This is a genomic window from Pseudomonas sp. S2_H01 (genome assembly GCF_054668305.1).
Genome location: NZ_CP162756.1, coordinates 3,479,143 through 3,504,504, shown reverse-complemented (window position 1 = coordinate 3,504,504; position 25,362 = coordinate 3,479,143). Strand labels below are relative to the sequence as shown.

At 60.9% G+C, this 25,362-nt stretch carries 21 protein-coding genes; 16 read left to right on the top strand and 5 right to left on the bottom strand.

All coding sequences use genetic code 11. The annotated features are described in order from the left end of the window. Window position 1 precedes the first annotated feature (1 nt). From AB4N84_RS15630 to edd, 3 genes are all read right to left on the bottom strand, one after another. Complete coding sequence (locus AB4N84_RS15630) at window positions 2-739, bottom strand: response regulator (RefSeq protein ID WP_460042157.1); 738 nt, start codon at window positions 737-739, stop codon at window positions 2-4. A gap of 286 nt (window positions 740-1,025) precedes the next feature. Next, entirely contained in the window at window positions 1,026-1,979 is a 954-nt protein-coding gene (locus AB4N84_RS15625) for a glucokinase (protein ID WP_460047032.1), read from the bottom strand. An 8-nt stretch (window positions 1,980-1,987) separates the two neighbouring features. Continuing rightward, complete coding sequence (edd, locus tag AB4N84_RS15620) at window positions 1,988-3,814, bottom strand: phosphogluconate dehydratase (protein ID WP_460042156.1); 1,827 nt, start codon at window positions 3,812-3,814, stop codon at window positions 1,988-1,990. A 238-nt stretch (window positions 3,815-4,052) separates the two neighbouring features. Between edd and gap the strand changes: the two genes are divergently transcribed. The 14 genes from gap to AB4N84_RS15550 all read left to right on the top strand — a co-directional run bounded on the left by gap (window position 4,053) and on the right by AB4N84_RS15550 (window position 20,833). Next, window positions 4,053-5,054 (top strand): type I glyceraldehyde-3-phosphate dehydrogenase, encoded by a 1,002-nt coding sequence (gene gap / locus AB4N84_RS15615; RefSeq protein WP_074753807.1) that lies wholly within the window; start codon window positions 4,053-4,055, stop codon window positions 5,052-5,054. 234 nt (window positions 5,055-5,288) lie between these two features. Further along, window positions 5,289-5,804, top strand: a complete 516-nt coding sequence (locus AB4N84_RS15610) for an RNA polymerase sigma factor (protein ID WP_460042154.1) — start codon at window positions 5,289-5,291, stop codon at window positions 5,802-5,804. A 97-nt stretch (window positions 5,805-5,901) separates the two neighbouring features. Beyond that, a complete protein-coding gene (locus AB4N84_RS15605; RefSeq protein WP_460042153.1) occupies window positions 5,902-6,867 on the top strand; it encodes a FecR family protein in 966 nt (321 codons plus the stop codon). Between the two features lie 121 nt (window positions 6,868-6,988). Further along, window positions 6,989-9,577, top strand: coding sequence for a TonB-dependent receptor (locus AB4N84_RS15600; RefSeq protein ID WP_460042151.1), 2,589 nt, complete (start codon window positions 6,989-6,991; stop codon window positions 9,575-9,577). Window positions 9,578-9,768: 191 nt separating this feature from the next. Continuing rightward, complete coding sequence (locus AB4N84_RS15595) at window positions 9,769-10,368, top strand: biliverdin-producing heme oxygenase (protein WP_460042149.1); 600 nt, start codon at window positions 9,769-9,771, stop codon at window positions 10,366-10,368. Between the two features lie 96 nt (window positions 10,369-10,464). Beyond that, window positions 10,465-10,890, top strand: coding sequence for a YbaN family protein (locus AB4N84_RS15590; protein ID WP_074753797.1), 426 nt, complete (start codon window positions 10,465-10,467; stop codon window positions 10,888-10,890). Window positions 10,891-10,950: 60 nt separating this feature from the next. Then, a complete protein-coding gene (locus AB4N84_RS15585; protein WP_460042147.1) occupies window positions 10,951-11,301 on the top strand; it encodes a DUF5064 family protein in 351 nt (116 codons plus the stop codon). Window positions 11,302-11,393: 92 nt separating this feature from the next. After that, complete coding sequence (locus tag AB4N84_RS15580; protein WP_460042145.1) at window positions 11,394-12,902, top strand: sigma-54-dependent transcriptional regulator; 1,509 nt, start codon at window positions 11,394-11,396, stop codon at window positions 12,900-12,902. 737 nt (window positions 12,903-13,639) lie between these two features. Beyond that, window positions 13,640-14,023 (top strand): glycine cleavage system protein GcvH, encoded by a 384-nt coding sequence (gene gcvH, locus AB4N84_RS15575; protein ID WP_074753791.1) that lies wholly within the window; start codon window positions 13,640-13,642, stop codon window positions 14,021-14,023. Between the two features lie 10 nt (window positions 14,024-14,033). Further along, complete coding sequence (gene gcvP, locus AB4N84_RS15570; RefSeq protein ID WP_460042143.1) at window positions 14,034-16,892, top strand: aminomethyl-transferring glycine dehydrogenase; 2,859 nt, start codon at window positions 14,034-14,036, stop codon at window positions 16,890-16,892. 181 nt (window positions 16,893-17,073) lie between these two features. After that, on the top strand, window positions 17,074-18,450 hold the full coding sequence (locus tag AB4N84_RS15565) for an L-serine ammonia-lyase (protein WP_460042141.1): 1,377 nt from the start codon (window positions 17,074-17,076) through the stop codon (window positions 18,448-18,450). Window positions 18,451-18,520: 70 nt separating this feature from the next. Then, complete coding sequence (gcvT, locus tag AB4N84_RS15560; protein WP_460042139.1) at window positions 18,521-19,642, top strand: glycine cleavage system aminomethyltransferase GcvT; 1,122 nt, start codon at window positions 18,521-18,523, stop codon at window positions 19,640-19,642. A 393-nt stretch (window positions 19,643-20,035) separates the two neighbouring features. Continuing rightward, entirely contained in the window at window positions 20,036-20,248 is a 213-nt protein-coding gene (locus tag AB4N84_RS15555) for a cold-shock protein (RefSeq protein WP_460042138.1), read from the top strand. Between the two features lie 96 nt (window positions 20,249-20,344). Next, the gene (locus tag AB4N84_RS15550; protein ID WP_460042136.1) at window positions 20,345-20,833 is read left to right on the top strand and encodes an RDD family protein; all 489 of its coding nucleotides are present in this window, start codon (window positions 20,345-20,347) and stop codon (window positions 20,831-20,833) included. Window positions 20,834-20,882: 49 nt separating this feature from the next. Here AB4N84_RS15550 and lptG read toward each other — a convergent pair whose 3' ends face one another. Together lptG and lptF are read right to left on the bottom strand one after the other, a co-directional pair. Continuing rightward, window positions 20,883-21,944: an LPS export ABC transporter permease LptG gene (lptG, locus tag AB4N84_RS15545; protein WP_460042134.1), complete on the bottom strand. Its 1,062-nt coding sequence runs from the start codon at window positions 21,942-21,944 to the stop codon at window positions 20,883-20,885. After that, a complete protein-coding gene (gene lptF / locus AB4N84_RS15540) occupies window positions 21,937-23,055 on the bottom strand; it encodes an LPS export ABC transporter permease LptF (protein WP_074753779.1) in 1,119 nt (372 codons plus the stop codon). The genes lptG and lptF overlap by 8 nt, the downstream gene beginning before the upstream one ends. Window positions 23,056-23,373: 318 nt before the next feature. On the opposite strand from lptF, the gene AB4N84_RS15535 reads away from it, so the two are divergent. Next, window positions 23,374-24,861 carry a leucyl aminopeptidase gene (locus AB4N84_RS15535; RefSeq protein WP_460042133.1) on the top strand — a complete coding sequence of 496 codons (1,488 nt, stop codon included), beginning with the start codon at window positions 23,374-23,376 and terminating at the stop codon, window positions 24,859-24,861. A gap of 72 nt (window positions 24,862-24,933) precedes the next feature. After that, on the top strand, window positions 24,934-25,362 hold the full coding sequence (locus AB4N84_RS15530; RefSeq protein WP_460042131.1) for a DNA polymerase III subunit chi: 429 nt from the start codon (window positions 24,934-24,936) through the stop codon (window positions 25,360-25,362).

Sequence of the window (25,362 nt, the reverse complement as noted above, 5' to 3'; positions counted from 1 at the left end):
ATCAGTAACCGTTGCTGGCTTGCGGCAGCACGTTGGCCGCCAGCAGGTAACCACTGCCTCGCACGGTGCGAATCAATCGCGGCGCCTTGCCGGTGTCGCGCAACCGCTGACGCAGGCGGCTCACGGCCATGTCGACGATGCGCTCCAGCGGCATCAGCTCACGACCCCGCGTGGCATTGCCGATGGTGTCGCGGTCGAGGATCTGCTGCGGGTTGTCGAGAAACAATTTGAGCAACGCGAAGTCGGCGCCGGAGAGGATCACCTCTTCACCATCGTTGTGAAACAGTCGGTGGCTGACCATGTCCAGACGCCACTCATCGAACACCAGCACCTCGCCACCCGAACGTTCCTGACCGAATTGGGCGCGGCGCAGCAACGCCTTGATGCGCGCCTGGAGTTCACGCGGGCTGAAGGGCTTGGCCATGTAGTCGTCGGCACCGAGCTCCAGACCGATGACCCGGTCCGCCTCGTCGGAACTGGCAGTGAGCATGATGATCGGGACGTGCGGCTGGCGCGGGTGCTGCCGGACCCAGCGACACAGGCTGAAGCCGTCTTCGTCGGGCAGCATGACGTCGAGAATCAGCAAGTCGCTCGGCTCGTCATTGAACGCCTGACGGAACTGGGCGCCATCGCCGACGGTACGCACCTGAAAGCCAGAGCGGCTCAGGTAGGCTTGCAGCAACTCACGAATCTCCTGGTCATCGTCGACCACCAGAATCGATTTACTGACAGCGTTCACTTTGGTCGTCCTTGTAGGCACTGAAATTGTTGTTCTGGGCACAGATAACACAGTGTAGGAGCTGGCTTGCTGGCGATTACGTTCGGGCAGCCACATTGATGCCGTCAGATACGCCTCTATCGCCAGCAAGCCGGCTCCTACAAGGGTTGGGTTGGCTCGCTAAAATGGCGGCGAGCACAATCCACTGTAGGAGCGCGCTTGCCCGCGATGCGTGCGTCCAGACGACACGTCTGTGACTGAAAGGTCGCAATCGCGGGCAAGCGCGCTCCTACAGCATGTTGCGAACTTATCCTTGCGCTGCCAGCGCCTGATCCAACGCCACGCCAGCGCCCATCAAGCCAGGGTACTCGGCCGTTACCAGCCACACCGGCACATCCTTGAAGTAATCCTTCATCATGCCTTTTTCCGCCAGGGCCTTGTTAAACCCGCTCTGCATGAAAAAGTCGACGAATCGCGGAATCACACCGCCTGCGATATAAACGCCACCACGGCCACCGACGGTCAGTACATTGTTGCCCGCGACACGGCCGAGAAATACGCAGAACTGTTCGAGCACGGCACTCGCCACAGGGTCACCCTTGATCGCCGCCGAGGTGATCGCCGCTGGCGACTTCAACACCGGCTCGACTTCGTCCAGCGCACAGCTGACCTGATACAGCAGCAACAGACCGGCACCGCTCAAAATGGTTTCGGCACTCACATGTTCATGCTCGGCCATCAGCCGCATCCACAACATGGCCTCGCGCGGATTGCCGATCGGCAGGTCGACATGGCCGCCCTCGCCCGGCACTGCGGTCCAGTGGCTTTCGCCGGTGCGGATCAAGGTGCCGACACCCAGGCCGGTGCCCGGACCGATCACCACGCGCGCACCTTTCGGATCGCCCTTGCCGTGACGCACGGTCAGGTACTCGTCGTCACGCAGCCGGGTCATGCCCAGGGCCATGGCCGTGAAGTCGTTGACCATGACCAGGTTGTCGATCTTGAGCGCCGCGCAGAACGCCTGCCGGTTGATCTTCCAGTGGCTGTTGGTGAAGTGGAAATCGTCACCGGTCACAGGCCCGGCGACCGCCAGGCAGATCGAGCCGACATCCCCCAGTTGCAATTCCAGGTCCTGCAGATAAACCAGCAAGGCCTTCTCGGGACTGGCGTAATCGACCGTCGGAAACACCCGGACCGAATGCAACTGGTCGTCTTCCCAAATGGCAAAACGAGCATTTGTGCCGCCGATATCACCCACCATCGCCAATGTCACTTGAGCGTCTCCAGATTCGAAGTAAAGGCGCTGGCGCCCTTCTCTGCCGAGCTGAAGGCCATACGCATGAAACCGAACAGCTCGCGACCGGTGCCCACGTTGTGGGACAGTCGACCGATTGCCGGCTCTCTGGCGGCCAATTCTGCCGGTTCGACCAGAACTTGCAATGTCCCTTTCACGCCATCTACCCGAATGAGGTCCCCATCACGCACAAGTGCCAATGGGCCACCATCGGAGGCTTCGGGGCACACGTGGATCGCGGCCGGGATTTTGCCCGAGGCGCCGGACATGCGACCGTCAGTGATCAGCGCGACCTTGAACCCGCGATCCTGCAGCACGCCGAGGAACGGCGTCATCTTGTGCAGCTCTGGCATGCCGTTGGAGCGTGGCCCCTGAAAACGCATGACCGCGACGAAGTCACACTCCAGCTCGCCAGCCTTGAACGCGTCGGCCAGGTCCTGCTGATCTTCGAACACTTTGGCGGGTGCTTCGACGATCTGATGTTCCAGCGCGACGGCCGATACTTTCATCACGCCGCGCCCCAGGTTGCCTTCCATCACACGCAAGCCGCCTTCCGGCGAGAACGGACGGGCGATCGGGCGAAGGATGTTTTCGTCCAGGCTGTCGATCGGGCCGTCGCGCCACACCAGTTTGCCGTCATCGAGGAACGGCTCCTGGGTGTAACGACGCAGGCCCCGACCGACCACAGTGTTGACGTCTTCGTGCAACAGCCCGGCATCGAGCAGTTCGCGGATCAGGAACGACATGCCGCCTGCCGCCTGGAAGTGGTTGATGTCGGCTTTGCCGTTTGGATAGACGTGGCTCAGGGTCGGCACGACCTCGGACAAGTCCGCCATGTCCTGCCAGGTCAGCTGAATGCCCGCGCATTGAGCGATGGCCGGCATGTGCAGCGTGTGGTTGGTGGAACCACCCGTCGCGTGCAGGGCAACAATCGAGTTGACCAGCGAACGCTCGTCCACAATCTCACCCAGTGGAATGAATTCGCCGCTTTGTTTGGTCAGACGCGTCACCTGATACGCCGCCTCGCGGGTCAGGGCATCACGCAGCGGTGTGTAAGGATTGACGAAGGAGGCGCCCGGCAAGTGCAGCCCCATGACTTCCATCAACAGCTGGTTGGTGTTCGCCGTGCCGTAGAAGGTGCAGGTGCCCGGACCGTGGTAGGACTTCATTTCCGAGTCCAGCAGTTCTTCACGGGTGGCCTTGCCTTCGGCATACCGCTGGCGCACGTCGGCTTTTTCCTTGTTGGATATGCCCGAGACCATCGGACCGCCAGGGACGAAGATCGTCGGCAGGTGACCAAAGCGCAGGGACCCCATCAGCAGGCCCGGCACGATTTTGTCGCAGATGCCCAGCATCAACGCCGCGTCGAACATGTTGTGAGACAGCGCGACTGCCGTTGCCATCGCAATGACTTCTCGACTGGCGATACTCAGTTCCATGCCCGGCTCGCCTTGGGTCACGCCGTCGCACATGGCCGGCACGCCGCCCGCGAACTGACCGACCGAGCCGATTTCACGCAGGGCCTTTTTGATCTGTTCCGGGAAGTGTTCGTAGGGCTGATGCGCCGACAGCATGTCGTTGTACGAAGACACGATGGCCACGTTGGCCGCGTTCATCATGCGCAGACTGTTCTTGTCTTCGGTGCCACAGGCCGCAACGCCATGCGCAAAGTTTGCGCATTGCAGCTTGCCGCGCATCGGACCGTCGCTCGCCGCGCCCCGGATCAATTGCAGATAGCGCTGACGGGTTTCACGGCTGCGAGCAATCAGCCGTTCGGTTACCTCAAGGACGCGGGGATGCATTGTCATGAACTCCAGGCTAGCGGATGTGGTCACCCGTTCAGGCGCTTACAAAAAACCGTCGTGGAATCATGCCCCCAATGAAACGCTTCAGCAAAGGCTTTGATTTTCAGACAGTTGTGATGGCCTTACGGGTTTCTATTTGTAGATAAAACAAAATACTGCCACTAAAAAGGCTTGTTTTCTATTTTTATGAGAATAATCTTGTAATTCCAACAACAAATTCACTGAGGACGGGTGTATGACTCTCCGCATCGCAATCAATGGCTTTGGCCGAATCGGCCGCAACGTCCTACGCGCACTCTATACCCAAGGCTATCGTCAGGACCTGCAGGTCGTCGCCATCAACGATCTGGGCGACAGCGAGATCAACGCCCACCTTCTCAAATACGACACCGTGCATGGACAGTTCGACGGGACCGTGGAGCACGACAAGGAAAGCCTGACCGTCAATGGTGACCGTATTTCGGTCAGCGCCATCCGCAACCCGGCCGAGCTACCGTGGAAGTCCGAGAACATTGACGTGGTGTTCGAATGCACCGGTCTGTTCACCGACCGCAACAAGGCCGCGGCCCACATCACCGCAGGCGCCAAGAAGGTCATCATCTCCGCGCCCGCCAAAGGCGCCGACGCCACCGTGGTCTACGGCGTCAACCATGATGTGCTGCGTCAGTCGCACCAGGTGATTTCCAACGCCTCCTGCACCACCAACTGCCTGGCGCCGGTGGCACAGGTATTGAACCGTGAGCTGGGTATCGAAAGCGGTCTGATGACCACGATTCACGCCTACACCAACGACCAGAACCTGATCGACGTCTACCACACCGACCCGTACCGCGCGCGTTCGGCGACCCAGTCGATGATCCCGAGCAAGACCGGCGCGGCCGAAGCCGTGGGTCTGGTGCTGCCTGAACTGGCCGGCAAGCTGACCGGCATGGCGGTACGCGTACCGGTGATCAACGTATCGCTGGTCGACCTGACCATTCAGCTGAAGCGCGATGCAACGGCCGATGAGGTCAACGCGATCATGAAGGAAGCGGCGCAACACTCGAAAATCCTGGGTTACAACACCCTGCCGCTGGTTTCTCACGACTTCAACCACAACCCGCTGTCATCGATCTTCGACGCCAACCACACCAAAGTCAGCGGTCGCCTGCTGAAGGTGCTGGCCTGGTATGACAACGAATGGGGTTTCTCCAACCGCATGCTCGACAACTGCCTGGCGTTGATGAACGCCGAGTAACCCTTGTAGGAGCGCGCTTGGTCTGGGCCGCATCCGGACGAAGGCTGAAGTCCATTCACAGCAAATGTGCAGGATGTTCCGGCCTCTTCGTCCGGATGCGGCCCAGAGCAAGCTCGCTCCCACAGTAGACAGCCTCGCCGTACCTGCCTTTACATTTCCTTTGCAACTTCCCGCCTTGCCTTTGAGGCAGATGATAAGCATTATCATTCGCTGAATTTCTGGTCGGGTATCCTCGTGAGTCAGTCTCACTTCAATGATGTTTTTCTCGCACGACGAACGATCCTGCTGCGCACCCTGCAACGCATGGTCCGCAACCCCAGCACCGCCGAAGACTTGCTGCAGGAAACCTACCTGCGCGTGACCCGTGCGTTGGGTGAACGCGCGATCGCCCACCTTGAGCCGTTCGTTTTCCAGACTGCGCGCAATCTGGCGCTGGATCACTTGCGCGCCCACCGAATCCATTCGCGCACCATCGTCGACGATGCGCCGATTGCCGACATTCACAACGTGGTCGCACCCGACCCTGCGCTGGAGGATGCTGCCCACGCCAATCGTCTGCTGGAAGGCCTGAGCGCCAGCCTGGAAAAACTAACGCCCAGGCAGCAGAAAATCTTCACACTCAGTCGCCTTCATGGCGCCAGTTACCTGGAGATCGCCGAGCAGTTGGGCGTTTCGGCCAGCACTGTGCAAAAGGAACTCAAGCTGATCATGGCGATTTGCGTCGTTGTCGCAGCCCGACTCGATCGCTGATGAGAGCGGCTTGATCCATACCATAAGAAACCCGGCGGACCGTCAGCGACTGTAAGCGCTAAACTTCCGCCCCAAACCGTGTACCCGAGGACGCTCCTTGACGGACTCTCACTCACCTGGCCCCGGTCAGGCAGCCGAAGTGCGGGATGACCGCGCCATGGATCAAGCCCTGAACTGGCTGATCGAACTGGACGATGCCAACGCGCAGCAGCACGCCTGTTTTCAGGCGTGGCTGGCGGCCGACCCTGCGCACCGCGAGGCCTTCGCCCAGGCCGAGGCGGTCTGGAATTCGCAGCCCGTGCTGGAAGCGGCCGTTCAGCTGGCTGCACCCAAAAAGCCTTCGAGGCTGCGCCGCCTGCGCCCACATTGGGTGCCCTTGGCCACTGCGGCGGCGTTGTTGCTGGGGCTATTCAATTTCAGCGACCTGCCCTTGCGATTCAAAGCTGACCACTTGACCGTCGCCGGAGAGCGCCAGCGGCTGGAGCTTTCGGACGGTTCGAAGGTGCTACTCAATACCCGATCCGCGTTCTCCAGCGAACTGGATGACCGCCAACGCATCGCGCGTCTGTATCAAGGTGAAGCCTTCTTCGAAGTTCCGACCGCCAAGGGTTTGCCACTGGAAGTCGAAGCCGGTCCGGTGCGCATGAGCGCCAGCAGCACCGCATTCGCCGTCCGCTACCTGGACGGCGTGGCGCAGATTCAGGTCGAGCGCGGCGCGGTGAACGTGCAGGCGACCCAAGGCCAGTCTCAAGTGAGTCTTGGCGCCGGGGACAGCCTGCGGGTCGGGCCAGACGGCGTTGGCCATCGTGAAAAAACCGACCCGAACAAGGATCTGGCCTGGATTCAGGGACGATTGATCTTTGATAACTGCCCGATGAGCGAAGTCCTGGCCGAGTTAAGGCGCTATTACCCGGGCTGGATCGTCAGCGCCAACACCCGACTGGATCAGGTCGCCGTGACCGGCAATTACCGCCTGGACAACCCGATCGACGTGGTGCGCTCGCTGGCACACATCACCTCCGCACGCCTGCACGAGCTGCCTGCGCTGGTGATTCTGGACTGAGGATAATTATTTTTACGCGATAGCCGTTCGTCGTACGTCTCGTTATAGCCAATGCAAGTGATTCCTATTAACGAAGCACTTGCCAACACTATAAAGACCCGCATGACAGGGAGCGCTATCGATGCCGTCCACGTTCACCCCCGCCACACCCGACTCACCGCGAACCACCCGCCATTTCACCCTCTCGCTGCTGACCGTTGCAGTATTCGCCGCGGGTCTTCACAGCGCGCCCACTGCCGCCGCCGAACAACCGGCACGCGTGGCGGGCAGCTACCCGTTCTCGATCAATCAGCAACCGCTGGTGTCGGCGCTGAACGAATTCAGCAAGATCACGGGCTGGCAGGTCGGCATGGCGTCGGATCTGGCGCAGAACGTGACGTCGCCCGGCGTCAGCGGCACGATGTCCGCAGAAAAAGCGCTGGATCGTCTGCTCGTGGGGAGCAACCTGAACTATCGCAGCCTGGGCAATAACAACGTCGTGCTGGAAAAACGCAGCAGCACCGGCGCCCTGGCGCTGGAGCAAGTGACGGTCAGCGCCACGCGTCAGGCGCAATCGGTGGACTCGGTGCCCAGCACGGTCACGGTGCACGACCGCAAAGCACTGGATCGGCAGAACGTGAACACCATTCGTGATCTGGTGCGCTATGAACCCGGGGTTTCCGTGGGCGGCGCGGGCCAACGTGCGGGCACCAGCGGCTACAACATCCGCGGGATCGATGGCGACCGGATCCTCACGCAAGTCGACGGCGTCGAAGTGCCCGACAACTATTTCTCCGGCCCTTACGCCAACACCCATCGCAACTACGTCGACCCGGAAATCATCAAGCGCGTCGAAATCCTGCGCGGCCCTGCCTCTGCCTTGTACGGCAGCAGCGCGATCGGTGGTGCGGTCAGCTACTACACGCTCGACCCGGAAGACATCATCAAGCCGGGCAAAGACGTCGGTGCTCGCCTGAAAACCGGTTACAGCTCAGCGGACGACAGCTGGCTGAACTCAGCGACGGTGGCAGGTCGTGAAGGCGATTTCGACGGCTTGCTGCACGTCAGCCAGCGCAATGGCCGCGAAACCGAATCCTATGGCGAACACGGCGGCACTGGCCTGAGTCGCACGGCCGCCAACCCGGAAGACGTTCGTGCGACTAACGTGCTGGCCAAGCTGGGCTGGAACTATGGCGACAACGACCGGCTGGCGTTCACCTACGAGAAGTACAAGGACGACACACACACCAACCAGAAAAGCGCGGTGGGCGGGCCGTTCACAGGTGGCCGTGGGTTCGGCTTCTACCGAGGACGCGAAGGCAACGACGTCATCACCCGTGAACGTTTCGGTCTGGAAAACACCTTCGCGCTGGACAGCCTGCTGGTCGACAACGTCAAGTGGAGCCTGAATTACCAGATCGCCAAAACCGACCAGAACACCATCGAGCGGTATGTGCCGGGCAGCCGCGATGTCTGGCGTACGCGCGATACCACCTACAAAGAGCGCCAGTGGATCTTCGATGCCCAACTGGACAAGGCTTTCAGCATCGCCGACACCGAGCACCTGCTGACCTACGGCACCACACTCAAACAACAGAAAGTCACCGGCGAACGCAGCGGCACCGCCACCTGCGCCGCCGTGCTTGGCACATGCCGTACCATCGGAGCGACGAGCCCGACGGCGTCCGACAGCCTGGCGCCGAACAGCGACTTCCCGGACCCGACGATCAACACCTACGCACTGTTCGCCCAGGATCAGATCAAATGGGGCGACTGGACCTTCATGCCGGGTGCGCGCTATGACTACACCACGCTCAACCCGCACGCCACCGACGAGTTTCTCCGCGCCGTCAGCCTGACCAGCAAGGACCAGTTCAACGACAAAGAGAAGAAATGGCATCGCCTGTCGCCCAAACTGGGCGTGACGTACGCGATCGACGACGCCTACACCTGGTACGGCCAATACGCCGAAGGCTTCCGCACACCGAGCGCCAAGGCGCTGTATGGCCGCTTCGAGAACCTGAATACCGGTTACATCGTCGAGCCTAACCCGAACCTTGAGCCGGAGAAGAGCAAGAGCTACGAAACCGGTCTGCGTGGGCGTTTCGACGAGGGCTCGTTCGACGTGGCAGTGTTCTACAACAAATACCGCGACTTCATTAATGAAGACGCCATTCAACCGGCGACCTCGACCGAAGCGGTGTTCCAGTCCAACAACATCAAGCACGCCACGATCAAAGGCGTGGAGCTTAAAGGTCGCCTGAACCTGGACAGCTTCGGCGCACCTGAAGGCCTCTATACCCAAGGCTCGTTGGCCTACCTGTACGGCCGCAATGACGACACCGGCCAGCCGATCAACAGCATCAACCCGCTGACCGGCGTGTTCGGTCTGGGTTATGACCACGACAACTACGGCGGCTTGCTGAGCTGGACCTTGGTCAAGCGCAAGACCCGGGTGGACGACACCAACTTCCATGCACCGGACGGTTCGTCGACTCAGTTCAAGACACCCGGCTTTGGTGTGCTGGACCTGACCGGCTTCTACAAAGTGACCGACGACGTGACGGTCAGCGGCGGCCTGTACAACCTGGCCGACAAGAAATACTGGCAGTGGGAGGACGTGCGCGGCTACGACGGCGTCGGTGAAGCGGGCGTAACCGCGCCCGCCAGCCTGGACCGCCTGACCGAGCCGGGGCGCAACGTCGCGATCAATCTGGTGTTGGATATCTAACCCCGTTGGTCACGCACCTGTAGGAGCGCGCTTGCCCGCGAATGCTGAAGTCCAGGCACCGCAAATGTGCCGGATGTACCGGCCTCTTCGCGGGCAAGCGCGCTCCTACAAAAGCAACTGCCGTGTTTTTTTACGTTTTTGCACGCGCTCACTCGTCTCGTTAACAAACGCCTTTTTTCCAAGGAAGACACATGCCCCAAGCCCCGATTCGTCGCTCCCAGCGTCTGAACCAGATCACCCACGCCCCGCATGAGCAGCTGGACAAGGCAGTCAAAGCCAACGCGCCGTTCGAAACACTGGCCAGTTACACCCGCTTTCTGAGCGCGCAATATCTGTTTCAGCAGGAGCTCAAGGCGCTCTACACCGATCACCAACTGATCGGACTCATCGCCGACCTCCCCGAGCGTTGCCGTGCGGAACAGGCAAAGGCCGACCTGAATGACCTGAACACGCCGATTCCCGGCCCTGTCGCCGGCGCGGTCCTCCATCCTCCGCTGGCCGAAGCCTTGGGCTGGCTGTTTGTGTCGGAAGGCTCGAAGCTGGGTGCGGCATTCCTGATCAAACGCGCCGTGGCGCTCAATCTCAGCGAGACTTTTGGCGCTCGTCATCTGGGTGAGCCCGCCGGTGGCCGGGCCGACGGCTGGAAACGCTTCATCCGCCTCCTCGACGATCTGCCGTTTACCGAGGAGCAGGAACGCCAGATCGACACAGGCGCCGTCGCGGCGTTCGAACGTTTCAACGTGCTGCTGGAGCACGCCTATACGTCGGCTGCCCAACCCCAACCCGCCTGAACGCACGCCTTTTGCGCCCTGCGCTGTTAAGCTGGGCGCCTTTTCGAGGAGTGTTATCCCTCGACGCACTTCTTTATCCGGCAGCACCCGAGACTCATGACCAGTCACCCCCAAGGCAGCAAACTGTCCCGTATCCTCTTTGGCATCCTGGCCTACGTCAGCCTCGCCATCGGCATCATCGCGATTTTCATTCCAGGGTTGCCCACCACCGAATTCATCCTGTTGGCTGCTTGGGCCGCGACCAAAAGCTCGCCGCGTTTAAGCGCCTGGCTGGAAAACCACCGCCTGTTCGGCCCCATGTTGAGCAACTGGCGTAACGGCAAGCTCATCGCACGCCGCGCGAAAATCAGCGCGACCGTCACCATGCTGATTTGCGCCGTCATGATGCTGGTGGTGCTCAAACACAACTGGTGGATTTACTTCGCCGTGGCCGGCATGGTGCTGGTCAACCTGTGGATCTGGTCCCGACCGGAACCGGGTACACAGAACGCTGAATGCCCGGAGTCCACCGGTCAGCGCTGAACCCATGCCTTGGCAGACGGTCTGCTCTTTACTGTCATTGATTTCTGAAGGAGCAGTCACATGTTCGAGCCAGGTCATCTGCACATCGCCCGCCCCGCGTTACAGCCCGACGATGTCGGTTACGACATTCATCTGCGCTACGAAGTCAGCCAGACCGATTCGGGTGCCGGCATGCACTTCACGATGGACGGCGAAATCAACGGCAAGCCGTTCAATGAAACCTTCGACCTGCCCAAGGATTTGGCGTACAACTTTGCCAGCGAGGCCTCACGCATCGCCGAAAAGCACGGCCTGCCAAAAGACACTGACCTCCATGCGATGGGCGGCCAGTACGACGCCATGTTCGAAGACATCCGCGACAAACTCGACCTCAAGTCGGGCGATGCGGTGAAGCCGGAGCATCTGGAGTAATTCACACGGTCCTGTAGGAGCGCGTTCAAGGAAGCCCGCGAGATTTACTGGCATAATCGCCCCCGTCTTTCGCCTGAATCTCTCCGCCCCCCATGCGCATCCACGTTACGTTCATCGACCGCGTCGGCATCACCCAGGAAGTTCTGGCGATCCTCGGCGGGCGGAATCTGAACCTCGATGCGGTGGAAATGGTGCCGCCCAACGTCTATATCGACGCACCGACCCTGAGCCACGACGTCCTCGAAGAGCTCAAGGACCGGCTGTTTCGCGTGCGCGGCGTAGAAGCGATCACCGTGGTCGACATCCTTCCCGGTCAGCGCCGCCACCTGCAGCTGGATGCCCTGCTTGCGGCGATGACCGATCCGGTGCTGGCGCTCGACAGTGCCGGCCATGTACTGCTGGCCAACCCGGCCCTTGTGGCGTTGTACGGCAGAGAACCCGCGGGCGAGTCAATCGGCGAACTGTTCTCCGACCCCGCCCTGCAAACTGCCTTGCTTGAAAACGGCTTTCGGTTGCCCCTGCGCGAGGTCACGTTGAATGGCGAAGCCCTGCTGCTGGATGCCACGCCGATCACTGACGCAGGCGCCCTGCTCACGCTGTACCTGCCCAGTCGCATCGGCGAGCGATTGTCGGCATTGCACCACGATCACGCCGAAGGCTTTGATGCGTTGCTGGGCGATTCCGCACCGATCCGCACGCTGAAAGCCCGCGCCCAACGCGTCGCCGCACTCGACGCGCCGTTGCTGATTCAGGGCGAAACCGGCACCGGTAAAGAGCTGGTCGCCCGCGCCTGTCACGCCGTCAGCGCTCGTAACGGCGCACCGTTTCTGGCGCTCAACTGCGCGGCGCTGCCGGAAAACCTCGCGGAAAGCGAACTCTTCGGCTACGCGCCCGGCGCCTTTACCGGCGCGCAACGGGGCGGCAAGCCCGGGTTGATGGAGCTCGCCAACCAAGGCACGGTGTTTCTCGACGAGATCGGCGAGATGTCGCCGTACTTGCAGGCCAAGCTGCTCAGATTCCTGAACGACGGTAGCTTTCGTCGCGTCGGCGGCGACAAGGAAGTGAAGGTCAACGTGCGCATCCTCAGCGCGACCCATCGCGACCTGGAAAAAATGGTCGCCGAAGGCACCTTCCGTGAAGACCTGTTCTATCGCCTGAATGTACTGAACCTTGAGGTCCCGCCGCTGCGAGCGCGCGGCCAGGACATCCTGTTGCTGGCGCGCTACTTCATGGAACAGGCCTGCACCCAGATTCAGCGCCCGGTGTGTCGCCTCGCGCCAGGCACTTACCCTGCCCTGCTCGGCAACCGCTGGCCGGGCAACGTGCGGCAACTGCAGAACGTGATCTTTCGGGCGGCCGCGATCTGCGAGAGCTCGCTGGTGGACATTGGTGATCTCGACATCGCGGGCACTTCAGTGGCCCGCGAAAACGACGGTGAAATCGAAAGCCTGGAAGCCGCCGTCGAAGACTTCGAAAAATCGCTGCTGGAAAAGCTCTACAGCCATTACCCGTCGACCCGCCAACTCGCCGCACGCCTGCAGACGTCCCACACGGCTATCGCCCACCGGTTGCGCAAGTACGGGATTTCCGGCAAGTCATAACACCGCAGGCAATCTGTAGGAGCGCGCTTGCCCGCGAACACGGTAAATCAGACACCTCTTAGCCGACTGACACACCGCATTCGCCTGCAAACCGGCTTGTATGGGATGTGCATCCAATATGTTGGGTGCTGCTGGCATTATGGTTCGGCCTAACGGCCGAACTGTTCCGCCTTCGGCGGGTTACTTGATAACCCCAAGTAACCAAGGGTTGGCTCCCGGTTGGGCCCGACTTCGTCGGGTTCCTTCACTCCGGCGACGCTCCGTGGGCCCGCGCTGAACGGACATCCATGTCCTAGCAGCGCTCTCGCGGCATCCATGCCGCTCGACCCACTCCGCGCCGCCTGCGTTCAGCCTGCACCCAAGTCGCGATGGGGGGTGTTAGGGCCATCTCGGCATGAAAAGCAAATCAAAAGCGAAGCGCTTTGCGTTATTCGTGCCCCAATCATTCTTATTGGCTAATTCCAAGACCGACGCGACGCCGGAATGAAATCGAAACACCGTAACGATATCATTCCAAAACCTCGATACCCGCACTCCACAAGGCCTTGATCCACCAACACTTTTCAAACCCCTCTAAAGCGTATCGATTTCGCTACACCAGAACGCATTCCGAAATCCGGAAACCCGCACAAACCCTTGTTTTAGAAGGCTCTCGCAACCTTGGCCGCAAACTTGCTATGCATCTGCCCATCACGCTCGCGCCATCGACGAGCGATTTTCCATTCAGGGGAGTTTTCATGAGCGATTTGCGTTTTACCGAAGATCACGAGTGGCTGCGTGCCGAAGCAGACGGCAGCGTCACGGTCGGCATCACGGCTTTCGCGCAGGACGCACTGGGTGACGTGGTTTTCGTACAACTCCCTGAGCTGCAGGCCTACGACAAGGGCGCCGAAGCCGCCACCGTTGAATCGGTGAAAGCCGCCAGCGGCGTCTACATGCCGCTCAACGGTGAAGTCGTCGAGGTCAACCCGGCGCTGGACGCCAACCCTGAGCTGGTCAACGAAGACCCTATGGGCCAGGGCTGGTTCTTCCGTTTCATCCCTTCCGACGCCGCCGCTGTCGGCCAACTGCTGGATCAGGACGCTTACGACCGCCTGATCAAAGCCAACGCCGAAGCCTGAGGAACGCGCAATGACTGACCGTATTGAATTGAGCACCGCCAACGAGTTCATCGCCCGTCACATCGGCCCCCGCGCCGACGACGAGAAAGCCATGCTCGCGACCCTGGGTTTTGATTCGCTGGAGGCCCTGAGCGCCAGCGTTATCCCGGAATCCATCAAAGGCACCAGCGTACTGGGCCTGTCTGCCGGTCAAAGCGAAGCTGACGCCCTGGCTGACATCAAAGCCATCGCCGGCAAGAACCAACTGTTCAAGACCTTTATCGGCCAGGGTTACTACAACACCCACACGCCGGCGCCGATCTTGCGCAACCTGTTGGAAAACCCGGCTTGGTACACCGCTTACACCCCGTATCAACCAGAAATTTCCCAAGGTCGCCTGGAGTCGCTGCTGAACTTCCAGACGCTGATCAGCGACCTGACCGGCCTGCCGATCGCCAACGCGTCGCTGCTGGACGAAGCCACCGCCGCCGCCGAAGCCATGACCTTCTGCAAACGCCTGAGCAAGAACAAAGGCAGTCACAAATTCTTCGCCTCCGCGCATTGCCATCCACAGACCCTTGACGTGCTGCGTACCCGCGCCGAGCCGCTGGGCATTGAGGTGGTCGTGGCGGACGAAAGCCAACTGACCGACGTCAGCGAATTCTTCGGCGCCCTGCTGCAATACCCAGCGAGCAATGGCGACCTGTTCGACTATCGCGAACTGGTTGAACGCTTCCACGCCGCCAATGCCCTGGTGGCCGTCGCGGCCGATCTGCTGGCCCTGACCCTGCTAACGCCGCCGGGCGAGTTCGGCGCGGACGTCGCCATCGGCAGCGCGCAACGCTTCGGTGTGCCGCTGGGCTTCGGTGGACCGCACGCGGCTTATTTCTCCACCAAAGATGCCTACAAGCGTGACATGCCGGGCCGTCTGGTCGGTGTGTCCATCGACCGCTTCGGCAAGACCGCGCTGCGTCTGGCCATGCAGACCCGCGAACAACACATCCGTCGTGAGAAAGCGACCAGCAACATCTGCACCGCGCAGGTGCTGCTCGCCAACATCGCCAGCATGTACGCCGTTTACCACGGCCCGCGCGGCCTGACCCGCATCGCCAACCGCGTGCATCACCTGACCGCGATTCTCGCCCAAGGCCTGAGCCAGCTGGGTCTGGACGTCGAACAAGCCTTCTTCTTCGACAGCATCACGCTCAACACCGGCGCCAAAACCGCCGACCTGCATGCCAAGGCGCGCGCTCAGCAGATCAACCTCCGTGAAGTCGACGCTCAACGTCTGGGCCTGTCGCTGGACGAGACCACTCAGCAAGCAGACGTCGAAACGCTGTGGACACTGTTCGCCGCCGAAGGCCAGGCCCTGCCTGACTTCGCCGCACTGGCCGCCAGCGTCGAAGCGCGCCTGCCTGCCGAATTGAAGCGCCAGTCGGCCATCCTCAGCCATCCGGTATTCAATCGTTACCACTCCGAAACCGAGCTGATGCGCTACCTGCGTCGCCTGGCTGACAAGGACCTGGCGCTGGACCGCACCATGATCCCGCTGGGCTCGTGCACCATGAAGCTCAACGCCGCCAGCGAAATGATCCCGGTCACCTGGGCCGAATTCGGCAACCTGCACCCGTTCGCGCCTGCAGAACAAAGCGCCGGCTACCAACAGCTGACCGACGAACTGGAAGCGATGCTCTGTGCTGCTACCGGTTACGACGCCATCTCCCTGCAACCGAACGCCGGCTCGCAAGGCGAGTATGCCGGTCTGCTGGCCATCCGTGCGTATCACCAGAGCCGTGGCGATGACCGCCGCGACATCTGCCTGATTCCGTCCTCCGCCCACGGCACCAACCCGGCCACCGCCAACATGGCCGGCATGCGCGTCGTGGTGACCGCGTGCGATGCGCGCGGCAACGTCGACATCGAGGACCTGCGCGCCAAAGCCATCGAGCACCGCGAACACCTCGCCGCCCTGATGATCACCTACCCGTCGACCCACGGCGTGTTCGAGGAAGGCATCCGCGAGATCTGCGGCATCGTCCACGACAACGGCGGTCAGGTTTACATCGACGGCGCCAACATGAACGCGATGGTCGGCCTGTGCGCACCGGGCAAATTCGGTGGTGACGTTTCTCACCTGAACCTGCACAAGACCTTCTGCATTCCACACGGCGGCGGCGGCCCGGGCGTTGGCCCGATCGGCGTGAAATCCCACCTGGCGCCGTTCCTGCCGGGCCACGGCAAGATGGAACGCAAGGAAGGCGCGGTCTGCGCGGCACCGTTCGGCAGCGCGAGCATCCTGCCGATCACCTGGATGTACATCCGCATGATGGGCGGCGAAGGCCTGAAACGCGCTTCGCAGTTGGCGATTCTCAACGCCAACTACATCTCCCGCTGTCTTGAAGAGCACTATCCTGTGCTGTACACCGGCAGCAGCAATCTGGTGGCGCACGAATGCATCCTCGACCTGCGTCCGCTGAAAGAAACCAGCGGCATCAGCGTCGATGACGTTGCCAAGCGCCTGATCGACTTCGGCTTCCATGCACCGACCATGTCGTTCCCGGTAGCGGGCACGCTGATGATCGAGCCGACCGAAAGCGAATCCAAAGAAGAACTGGACCGCTTCTGTGACGCGATGATCAAGATCCGCGAAGAAATCCGCGCGGTGGAAAGCGGCGCGCTGCATAAAGACGACAACCCGCTCAAAAATGCCCCGCACACGGCGGCCGAACTGGTCGGCGAGTGGAGCCACCCGTACAGCCGCGAGCAGGCGGTGTACCCGGTCGCTTCGTTGGTCGAAGGCAAATACTGGCCGCCGGTCGGTCGCGTCGACAACGTGTTTGGTGACCGCAATCTGATCTGCGCGTGCCCGTCGATCGAAGATTACGCATAACCCGCAGTCCCGAGCGCTCCAATGTGTTTGCATAGAGCGCTCATCCCAGCAGGCGCCGGCTAGCTGGCGAATGCGTTCGGACAGACATCTCAAATTTGTCTGAACTGACGCATTCGCCAGCAAGCCGGCTCCTACAGGGACCTTATTCATCACGATAATAAGAATTCCCCGGAGCCCAATCATGTCCCTGAGCGTGTTCGACCTGTTCAAGATAGGCATTGGTCCCTCCAGCTCTCACACCGTGGGCCCGATGCGTGCCGCCGCACGGTTCGTCGAAGGTCTGCGCGGTGACGACCTCCTTTCCACCACCGCCTGCGTCAAGGTCGAGCTTTACGGCTCGCTCGGCGCCACCGGCAAAGGCCACGGCAGCGACAAGGCCGTGTTGCTGGGCCTGGAAGGCGAACACCCGGACACCGTCGACACCGAACACGTCGCCGAACGCCTGCAGCGCATTCGCAGCAGCGAACGTATCAATCTGCTCGGCGAACACAGCATCACGTTCATCGAGAAGCAGCACCTGGCGATGATCCGCAAGCCACTGGCCTATCACCCCAACGGCATGATCTTCCGCGCCTTTGACGAAGCAGGCCTGCAGATTCGCAGCCGCGAGTACTACTCCGTCGGTGGCGGCTTTGTGGTGGACGAGGACGCGGCCGGTGCCGACCGCATCGTCGAGGACAGCACGCCGCTGCCCTACCCGTTCACGACCGGCAAAGCGTTGATGGCCCATTGCGCGAGCACGGGCCTGTCGGTCAGCCAGATCATGCTGGCGAACGAAACGGCCTGGCGCCCCGAAGCCGAAACCCGCGAAGGCCTGTTGAAGATCTGGCAGGTCATGCAGGACTGCGTCGAGGCAGGCTGTCGCAACGAAGGCATTCTGCCGGGTGGCCTGAAGGTCAAACGGCGTGCAGCAGCCCTGCACCGTCAGCTCTGCAAGAACCCGGAAGCGGCACTGCGCGATGCATTGTCGGTGCTGGACTGGGTCAACCTGTACGCCTTGGCAGTCAACGAAGAAAACGCCAATGGCGGACGCGTAGTGACAGCGCCCACCAACGGCGCGGCGGGGATCATCCCTGCGGTGTTGCATTACTACATGCGCTTCATCACCGGCGCCAATGAGGACGGCGTGATCCGTTTTCTGCTGACCGCTGCCGCCATCGGCATCCTTTATAAAGAGAATGCATCGATTTCAGGCGCGGAAGTCGGCTGTCAGGGCGAAGTCGGGGTGGCCTGCTCCATGGCGGCCGGCGCACTCTGCGAGGTGCTGGGCGGCAACGTGCAGCAGGTGGAGAACGCTGCGGAAATCGGCATGGAGCACAACCTCGGACTGACCTGCGACCCGATTGGCGGTCTGGTTCAGGTGCCCTGCATCGAGCGCAACGCCATGGGTTCGGTCAAGGCCATCAATGCGGTGCGCATGGCCCTGCGCGGTGACGGACAGCATTTCGTCTCGCTGGACAAAGTCATTCGCACCATGCGCCAGACCGGCGCCGACATGAAAAGCAAATACAAGGAAACAGCCCGTGGCGGGCTGGCCGTGAACATTATCGAGTGCTGATATCAGCCTATATTCATCGCGCTACGCGCCCCTTGGGCCGGAGCATGGAAACGCATTCAAGGAGTCATCGATGTCCACAGAACTGTTGAAAACCCCACTCAACGCCCTGCATCGCGAACTGGGCGCCAAGATGGTTGAATTCGCGGGCTACGACATGCCTGTGCAATACCCGCTAGGCGTGATGAAAGAGCATCTGCACACCCGCGAACAGGCAGGCCTGTTCGATGTGTCGCACATGGGCCAGATCCTTCTGACCGGTCCGGGCGCCGCCAAGGCACTGGAAACCCTGGTGCCCGTGGACATCATCGACCTGCCGGTGGGCATGCAACGCTATGCCATGTTCACCAACGAAACAGGCGGCATTCTCGATGACCTGATGGTCGCCAACCTGGGCAATGATCAGTTGATGCTGGTGGTCAACGCCGCCTGCAAGAACGAAGACCTCGCCCACCTGCAAAAACACATCGGCAGCCAGTGCGAGATCAAGCCCCTGTTCGAAGAGCGCGCACTGCTCGCCCTGCAAGGGCCTCAGGCCGTGACCGCACTGGCTCGTCTGGCGCCAGCCGTCGCCAACATGACCTTCATGCAATACACCTCGACGCAGATCGACGGCATTGACTGCTTCGTCAGCCGCTCGGGTTACACCGGCGAGGATGGCTACGAAATCTCCGTCCCTGCAGACCAGGCCGACGCGCTGGCCCGTCGCCTGCTGGCTGAACCTGAAGTTGCGGCAATCGGCCTCGGCGCGCGTGATTCGCTGCGCCTGGAAGCCGGCCTTTGCCTGTACGGCCACGACATGAACACCGACACCACGCCGATCCAGGCCAGCTTGCTGTGGGCGATTTCCAAAGTGCGTCGTGCCGATGGCGCCCGTGCCGGTGGTTTCCCTGGCGCCGAGCACGTCTTCGCTCAGCACCAAAGCGGTGCAGCGCGCAAGCGTGTCGGGTTGTTACCGCAGGAGCGCACCCCGGTGCGTGAAGGCGCAGAAATCGTCGACGCCAACGACACGATCATCGGCACGGTTTGCAGCGGCGGCTTCGGCCCGTCGCTCGGGTCCCCTCTGGCCATGGGCTACGTGGATGCCGCTTTCACTGCGCTGGACACCCCGGTCTGGGCCATCGTGCGCGGCAAGAAAGTCCCGATGCAGGTGAGCAAAATGCCTTTCGTTGCGCCACGTTACTTCCGCGGCTGAGCAGCGCGTCAAATCAACTGCGGCACTGCAACAGTGCATAAACTGTTTCCGCGCCGCAGTTTGCTACTTTTCGAAACAGCAATGAAACTGTCAGAAAACTGCACTTCTCCAAATAGTTAAACAGTAAAAACTATCGATTGGCCTTCGCTGGTTAAAGTTTTCAAAAAAGCAACGAAACCCCGTAAAACCGGGCTTATTCGGGGCTTGTTTTTTCTGCGAGAGTTAGCGTAGAGTTTCTCGACTGTGTTTGCATGGGTCGCTGGGATCGTGACCTGGGCAGTAGCGCCAAAAGCAATGCTACATCCCGCTCTACGTTTCTTCTTCCTGCAACCAGCCCAGTACTCTTTCGTGTGAAAGGGACTGTCATTAATTTATGCTCCAAGGAATAAGAAAATGTCTACACGTCAGAACGGTACCGTTAAGTGGTTTAACGACGAGAAGGGTTTTGGTTTTATCACTCCAGAGAGCGGTCCGGATCTGTTCGTCCACTTCCGCGCTATTCAGGGCAACGGCTTCAAGAGCCTGAAAGAAGGTCAGAAAGTTTCCTTCATCGCTGTGCAGGGCCAGAAAGGCATGCAAGCTGACGAAGTCATCGCTGAAGCCTGATAGCTGAAAGCATAAAAGCCCTTGATGGCGACATCAGGGGCTTTTTTATGCCTGCGATTCCGTACACTGCCAGCTCTACCGTGACGAGCGCCGTCCATGCCTAAACACCTGCTGCGCCCACAAGGCGAATTCCCCCCGGCTGGCCTGGGCCGACGATTCGCCGCGATCTTCTACGACGCATTGCTGTGCGTCGCCCTGCTGATGGTCACCACGTTCATTTACAAGCTGATCTGGATGGCCTTTGTCGGCGAAGCCAAACTGCGCCAGTTGTCCGAGGCCGGCGCGCTGGACGGCGACCCTTTGCTCTCGACCATCCTGCTGTTTGCGCTGTTCGCCTTCTTCGCCAAGTTCTGGACCCACGCAGGCCAGACCCTGGGCATGCAGGTCTGGGGCATCCGCGTGCAGAACCCCGACGGCACCGGCATCAGCCTGTGGCAGGCGCTGCTGCGTTTTGTTGTCGCCATTGCCTCATGGCTGTGCGTTGGACTCGGGTTCTTCTGGAGCGTGTTCGACAAGCAGAAACGCAGCTGGCATGACATGTACTCCGACACCCAGCTGGTGCGGATTCCGAAACAGAAAAAATGACCACAAAAAAGCCGACCCTGAGGTCGGCTTTTTCCATTGCCAGCGGCGATCAACCTGCTCGGCGCAGCAACCAGATGCCTGCCAGGGCACACACACCCGCCGGCACCAGCACCGCAAACAGCGGCGAGAAGCCAAACACCAGGCTGGACGGACCGAGCAGGTCCTGGGCAATGCGGAAGGTGAAGCCCACCAGCACGCCCGTGAACACACGCTGCCCCAGCGTCACCGAACGCAGCGGACCGAAGATGAACGAGATCGCCATCAGCACCAGCGCCACCGTCACCAGCGGCTGCAGGATCTTGGTGTAGAACGCCAGCCAGTAGCGACCGTTGGCCAGCCCCTGATCGGCCAGATAGCGCGCGTAACCGTAAAGGCCGGTCATCGACAGCGACTCCGGCGGCAGAACCACCGTGCTCAGCAATTGCGGGCTGAGGGCAATGTTCCAGCGTTCTTCCGGCGCCGTGACCACCTCGGTGCGCCCTTCATGGAACAGCGTGGTAGAGACGTCCTTCAGCAGCCAGTAATCGGTCTTGAAATTCGCCTGCTTGGCGAAGCTGGCGCTGAGCATGTGACGCTGATCATCGAAACGGTAGCGGGTCACGCCATACAACAAGCCATCCGGCTGGACGGTGTTGATGTGAATGAATTCCTCGCCCTGACGGTGCCACAGACCGTGCCTGGCGCTTTGGGCGTCTCCAGAACCCTGAGCCAGCGAACGCGCGGCCTGAGCCGAGGCTTCGGTCACGGGCGCGACGTACTCGCCAATCAGCAGGCCGGCAATCATCAGCACCAGCATCGGTTTCATGACGGCCCAGACGATACGGCCGATGGAAACACCGGCAGCACGCATGATGGTCAGCTCGCTGCTGCTTGCCAAAGCGCCCAGGCCGATCAGGCAGCCGATGAGCGCGGCCATCGGCAGCATGTCGTACAGACGACGCGGCGCGGTCATCACCACAAAGCTGGTGGCGTCCATCAGCGTGTAGGTGTCGCTGATTTCGCTCATTTCATCGATGAACGCAAACAACGACGCCAGCCCCAGAATGACGCCCAGAACCCCAAGAATGGCAAACAGGACGCTTTTGCCGATGTAACGATCGAGCTTACCCATGAGCCACCTCCGACACGCTGCGGCGACTCGCCATCTTCAAGCGCAACGGTTCCCAATACACCAACGCCAGTCCAATCAGCAGAAATATCGCATGCACCCACCACAGCCCCAGCAGTGCCGGTGTCTTGCCCTTCTCCAGGGCGCTGCGGGCTGCAATCAGAATGGTCAGGTAGGCCATGTACAGAAGGATCGCGGGCAGCAGCTTAAGGAACCGGCCCTGACGCGGGTTGACGCGCGACAGCGGTACGGCGATCAACGTCACGATGAAGACCAGGATCGGCAACGACAAACGCCATTGCAGTTCTGCGGAGTTACGCGGTGAAGGCTCACCGTTGAGCAGCTCACTGGTCGGAATCGCGTCGCGGTCGGTGACTTCATCGCTGATGTCGGGCTTGGGTAACAGCGCACCGTAGGTGTCGTACTTGATCACCCGATAGTCGGCCTGTCCCGGATTGCCGTCGTAGCGATAGCCGTTTTCCAGGATCAGATAGCGGTTGCCGTCAGGACGGATTTCCTGCTTGCCCTTCTCGCCGACCAGCACGGTGATCCCATGATCCTTCTTCTCTTCCAGTTTTTTTTCAGAGATGAACACACCACCGAGATTGATGCGGTCGTCGGTCATAGTCTCGGTGTACGTGACCCGGCTGCCGTCGCGAAGCAGCTGGAAACGACCCGGGACAAGGGTGTCGAACTCGGTCATGGCATCCTGCTTGTTCAGCAGCAGTTGAAACTGATTGGCGCCCTGCGGTGCGAGGCTGAAACTCAGCCACGCAACCAGCAGCGACACCAGCGCGGCCGGCGCCAGCGTCATCCACAACAGACGCTGCTGGCTCATGCCCGTCGCCGCCAGCACGGTCATTTCGCTTTCGAGGTAAAGGCGCCCGTACGCCAGCAAAATGCCGAGGAACAAGCCCAGCGGCAGAATCAGTTGCAGGAACCCTGGCAGACGAAAGCCCATGATCAGAAACAGCACGCCCGGATCGAGTGCGCCGGAGGCAGCCTGGGCGAGGTATTTGATGAAACGGCCACTCATGATGATTACCAGCAGCACCGCGCTGACAGCGCTCAAGGTAACCAGCACTTCTCGGGACAGGTAACGGAAGACAATCAAACCAGACACTCCAGGGTTGTCACGCTCAGGCAGCCTGACAAAGAAATGGATCAGCCATGATGCGCGCGACGGCGAACCACCAAAAAAATATGCGGCATTATCCTGTGATTGGGTGTGTCTGTCACTGCGCGCGCGGGATACTTGCTGAACCGATGCTGACACGAGCGTGCCAAACGGGTGCTCTGCGGGGTTGTCATCTGACCTTTTGCAGGGTCAAACTGCGGGCCTTGCCGCTGGCATGGCGATGCGAGACACCTCCACTTGCGCCGCGCCGCGTACTCATTTGCGATAACCCACAGTTTACTCGGGGACCCCGACATGGAATTGGTTGTTAAGAGCGTCAGTGCAGAAACCTTGAAGACCGCCACCCTGGTGGTTGCCGTCGGTGAAGGCCGCACGCTGAGCGATGCTGCAAAAAATGTCGACACCCTGAGCGGCGGCGCGATCAGCGCAGTACTCAAGCGCGGCGACCTGGCGGGCAAAGTCGGCCAAAGCCTGCTGCTGCACAGCCTGCCCAACCTCAAGGCCGATCGCGTCCTGCTGGTGGGCACCGGTAAAGACCCGGAATTGACGGATCGCCAGTTCCGCAAAATTGTCAGCGGCGTGCTGAACACCCTGAAAAGCCTGGGCGGCACCGACGCAGCCTTCGCGCTGGATCATCTGGCGGTCAAAAACCGTGACGTGTATGGCAAGGCGCGCCTGCTGGTGGAAACCCTGGCCGATGGCGAATACGTGTTCGATCGCTTCAAGAGCCAGAAGGTCGACCCCCGCGCCCTGAAAAAAGTGACGCTGCTGACCGCCAAGGCCAGCGTCGCTGACGTCGAGCGCGCCGCCAAGCATGCTCAGGCCATCGCGGCCGGCATGGCCATTACCCGCGATCTGGGCAACATGCCGCCGAATATCTGCCACCCGACTTACCTGGGCGAACAAGCCAAGGCACTGGGCAAGGCCAACAAAGGCCTGAAGGTCGAAGTCTTCGACGAGAAAAAAATCGCTGAACTGGGCATGGGCTCGTTCCTGGCGGTCGGTCAGGGCAGCGCCCAGCCGCCACGCCTGATCGTGATGCAGTACATGAACGGCAAAAAATCCGAGAAGCCGTTCGTGCTGGTCGGCAAGGGCATCACCTTCGACACCGGCGGCATCAGCCTCAAGCCAGGTCTGGGCATGGACGAAATGAAGTTCGACATGTGCGGCGCGGCCAGCGTCTTCGGCACCCTGAACGCCGTGCTGGCCTTGCAACTGCCGATCAACCTGGTGTGCATCGTCGCGGCCGCTGAGAACATGCCAAGCGGCAACGCGACCCGTCCTGGCGATATCGTCAAGACCATGAGCGGCCAGACCGTCGAGATCCTCAACACCGACGCGGAAGGCCGTCTGGTGCTGTGCGACGCGCTGACCTATGCCGAACGCTTCAAGCCACAGGCCGTGATCGACATCGCGACCCTGACCGGCGCCTGCGTCGTTGCCCTGGGCGGTCACACCACCGGCCTGCTTGGCAACAGCGACACCCTGATCGACCAGGTCCTGGACGCCGGCAAACGCGCTGACGACCGTGCCTGGCAACTGCCGCTGTTCGACGAGTACCAAGAGCAACTGGACAGCCCGTTCGCCGACATCGCCAACATTGGTGGCCCGAAAGGCGGCACCATCACCGCGGCGTGCTTCCTTTCGCGCTTCGCCAAGGCCTACGAGTGGGCGCACCTGGACATCGCGGGCACTGCATGGCTGAGCGGCAAGGACAAAGGCGCCACCGGGCGTCCGGTTCCACTGCTGACCCAATACCTGCTCGACCGCGCGGGCGTGTAAGACGCCCCGAAACGCACTGGGTCCTTCTCGGTTTAACGAAGGGCCCGGTCCGTTTCACGCTTTGGAAGGCCCATGACTCAAGTCGATTTCTACATTCTCCCCAGCGCCGATCCAGTCGCGCGTCTGGACTTCGCCTGCAAGCTCACCGACAAGGCCTGGCGCCTTGGGCATCGTGTCTACCTGCATTGCACTGACGCGCAGCAACGCGAGGAACTGGACGCCCGCTTATGGCGTTTCAAGGGCGAGACGTTCGTGCCCCATGGTCCTGTAGAAGACGACAGCGACGCACCCGTGGCGCTGGGCATCGGAACCGACCCAGGCACTCATCAGGATTTGCTGGTCAATCTCGACCTGCGCATCCCCGAATTCTTCAAACGATTCGCGCGCATCGCGGAGATCGTGGTGGAAGACCCTGCTATCCGGCTGGCGGCTCGAGAGAGTTTTCGCTTCTACCGTGAACAGGGCTATCCTCTGCAGGATCACCGACTGCAGCGTCTTTGA

Bases quoted from the DNA above. Each gene is read 5' to 3' on its own strand.
- AB4N84_RS15550 (WP_460042136.1), top strand. From the start codon at position 20,345: ATGCCTAAACACCTGCTGCGCCCACAAGGCGAATTCCCCCCGGCTGGC.
- AB4N84_RS15600 (WP_460042151.1), top strand. From the start codon at position 6,989: ATGCCGTCCACGTTCACCCCCGCCACACCCGACTCACCGCGAACCACC.
- AB4N84_RS15595 (WP_460042149.1), top strand. From the start codon at position 9,769: ATGCCCCAAGCCCCGATTCGTCGCTCCCAGCGTCTGAACCAGATCACC.
- AB4N84_RS15585 (WP_460042147.1), top strand. From the start codon at position 10,951: ATGTTCGAGCCAGGTCATCTGCACATCGCCCGCCCCGCGTTACAGCCC.
- edd (WP_460042156.1), bottom strand. From the start codon at position 3,814: ATGCATCCCCGCGTCCTTGAGGTAACCGAACGGCTGATTGCTCGCAGC.
- lptG (WP_460042134.1), bottom strand. From the start codon at position 21,944: ATGGGTAAGCTCGATCGTTACATCGGCAAAAGCGTCCTGTTTGCCATT.
- AB4N84_RS15590 (WP_074753797.1), top strand. From the start codon at position 10,465: ATGACCAGTCACCCCCAAGGCAGCAAACTGTCCCGTATCCTCTTTGGC.
- AB4N84_RS15530 (WP_460042131.1), top strand. From the start codon at position 24,934: ATGACTCAAGTCGATTTCTACATTCTCCCCAGCGCCGATCCAGTCGCG.
- AB4N84_RS15625 (WP_460047032.1), bottom strand. From the start codon at position 1,979: ATGGTGGGTGATATCGGCGGCACAAATGCTCGTTTTGCCATTTGGGAA.
- gcvP (WP_460042143.1), top strand. From the start codon at position 14,034: ATGACTGACCGTATTGAATTGAGCACCGCCAACGAGTTCATCGCCCGT.
- AB4N84_RS15580 (WP_460042145.1), top strand. From the start codon at position 11,394: ATGCGCATCCACGTTACGTTCATCGACCGCGTCGGCATCACCCAGGAA.
- AB4N84_RS15565 (WP_460042141.1), top strand. From the start codon at position 17,074: ATGTCCCTGAGCGTGTTCGACCTGTTCAAGATAGGCATTGGTCCCTCC.
- gcvT (WP_460042139.1), top strand. From the start codon at position 18,521: ATGTCCACAGAACTGTTGAAAACCCCACTCAACGCCCTGCATCGCGAA.
- gcvH (WP_074753791.1), top strand. From the start codon at position 13,640: ATGAGCGATTTGCGTTTTACCGAAGATCACGAGTGGCTGCGTGCCGAA.
- AB4N84_RS15555 (WP_460042138.1), top strand. From the start codon at position 20,036: ATGTCTACACGTCAGAACGGTACCGTTAAGTGGTTTAACGACGAGAAG.
- AB4N84_RS15535 (WP_460042133.1), top strand. From the start codon at position 23,374: ATGGAATTGGTTGTTAAGAGCGTCAGTGCAGAAACCTTGAAGACCGCC.
- gap (WP_074753807.1), top strand. From the start codon at position 4,053: ATGACTCTCCGCATCGCAATCAATGGCTTTGGCCGAATCGGCCGCAAC.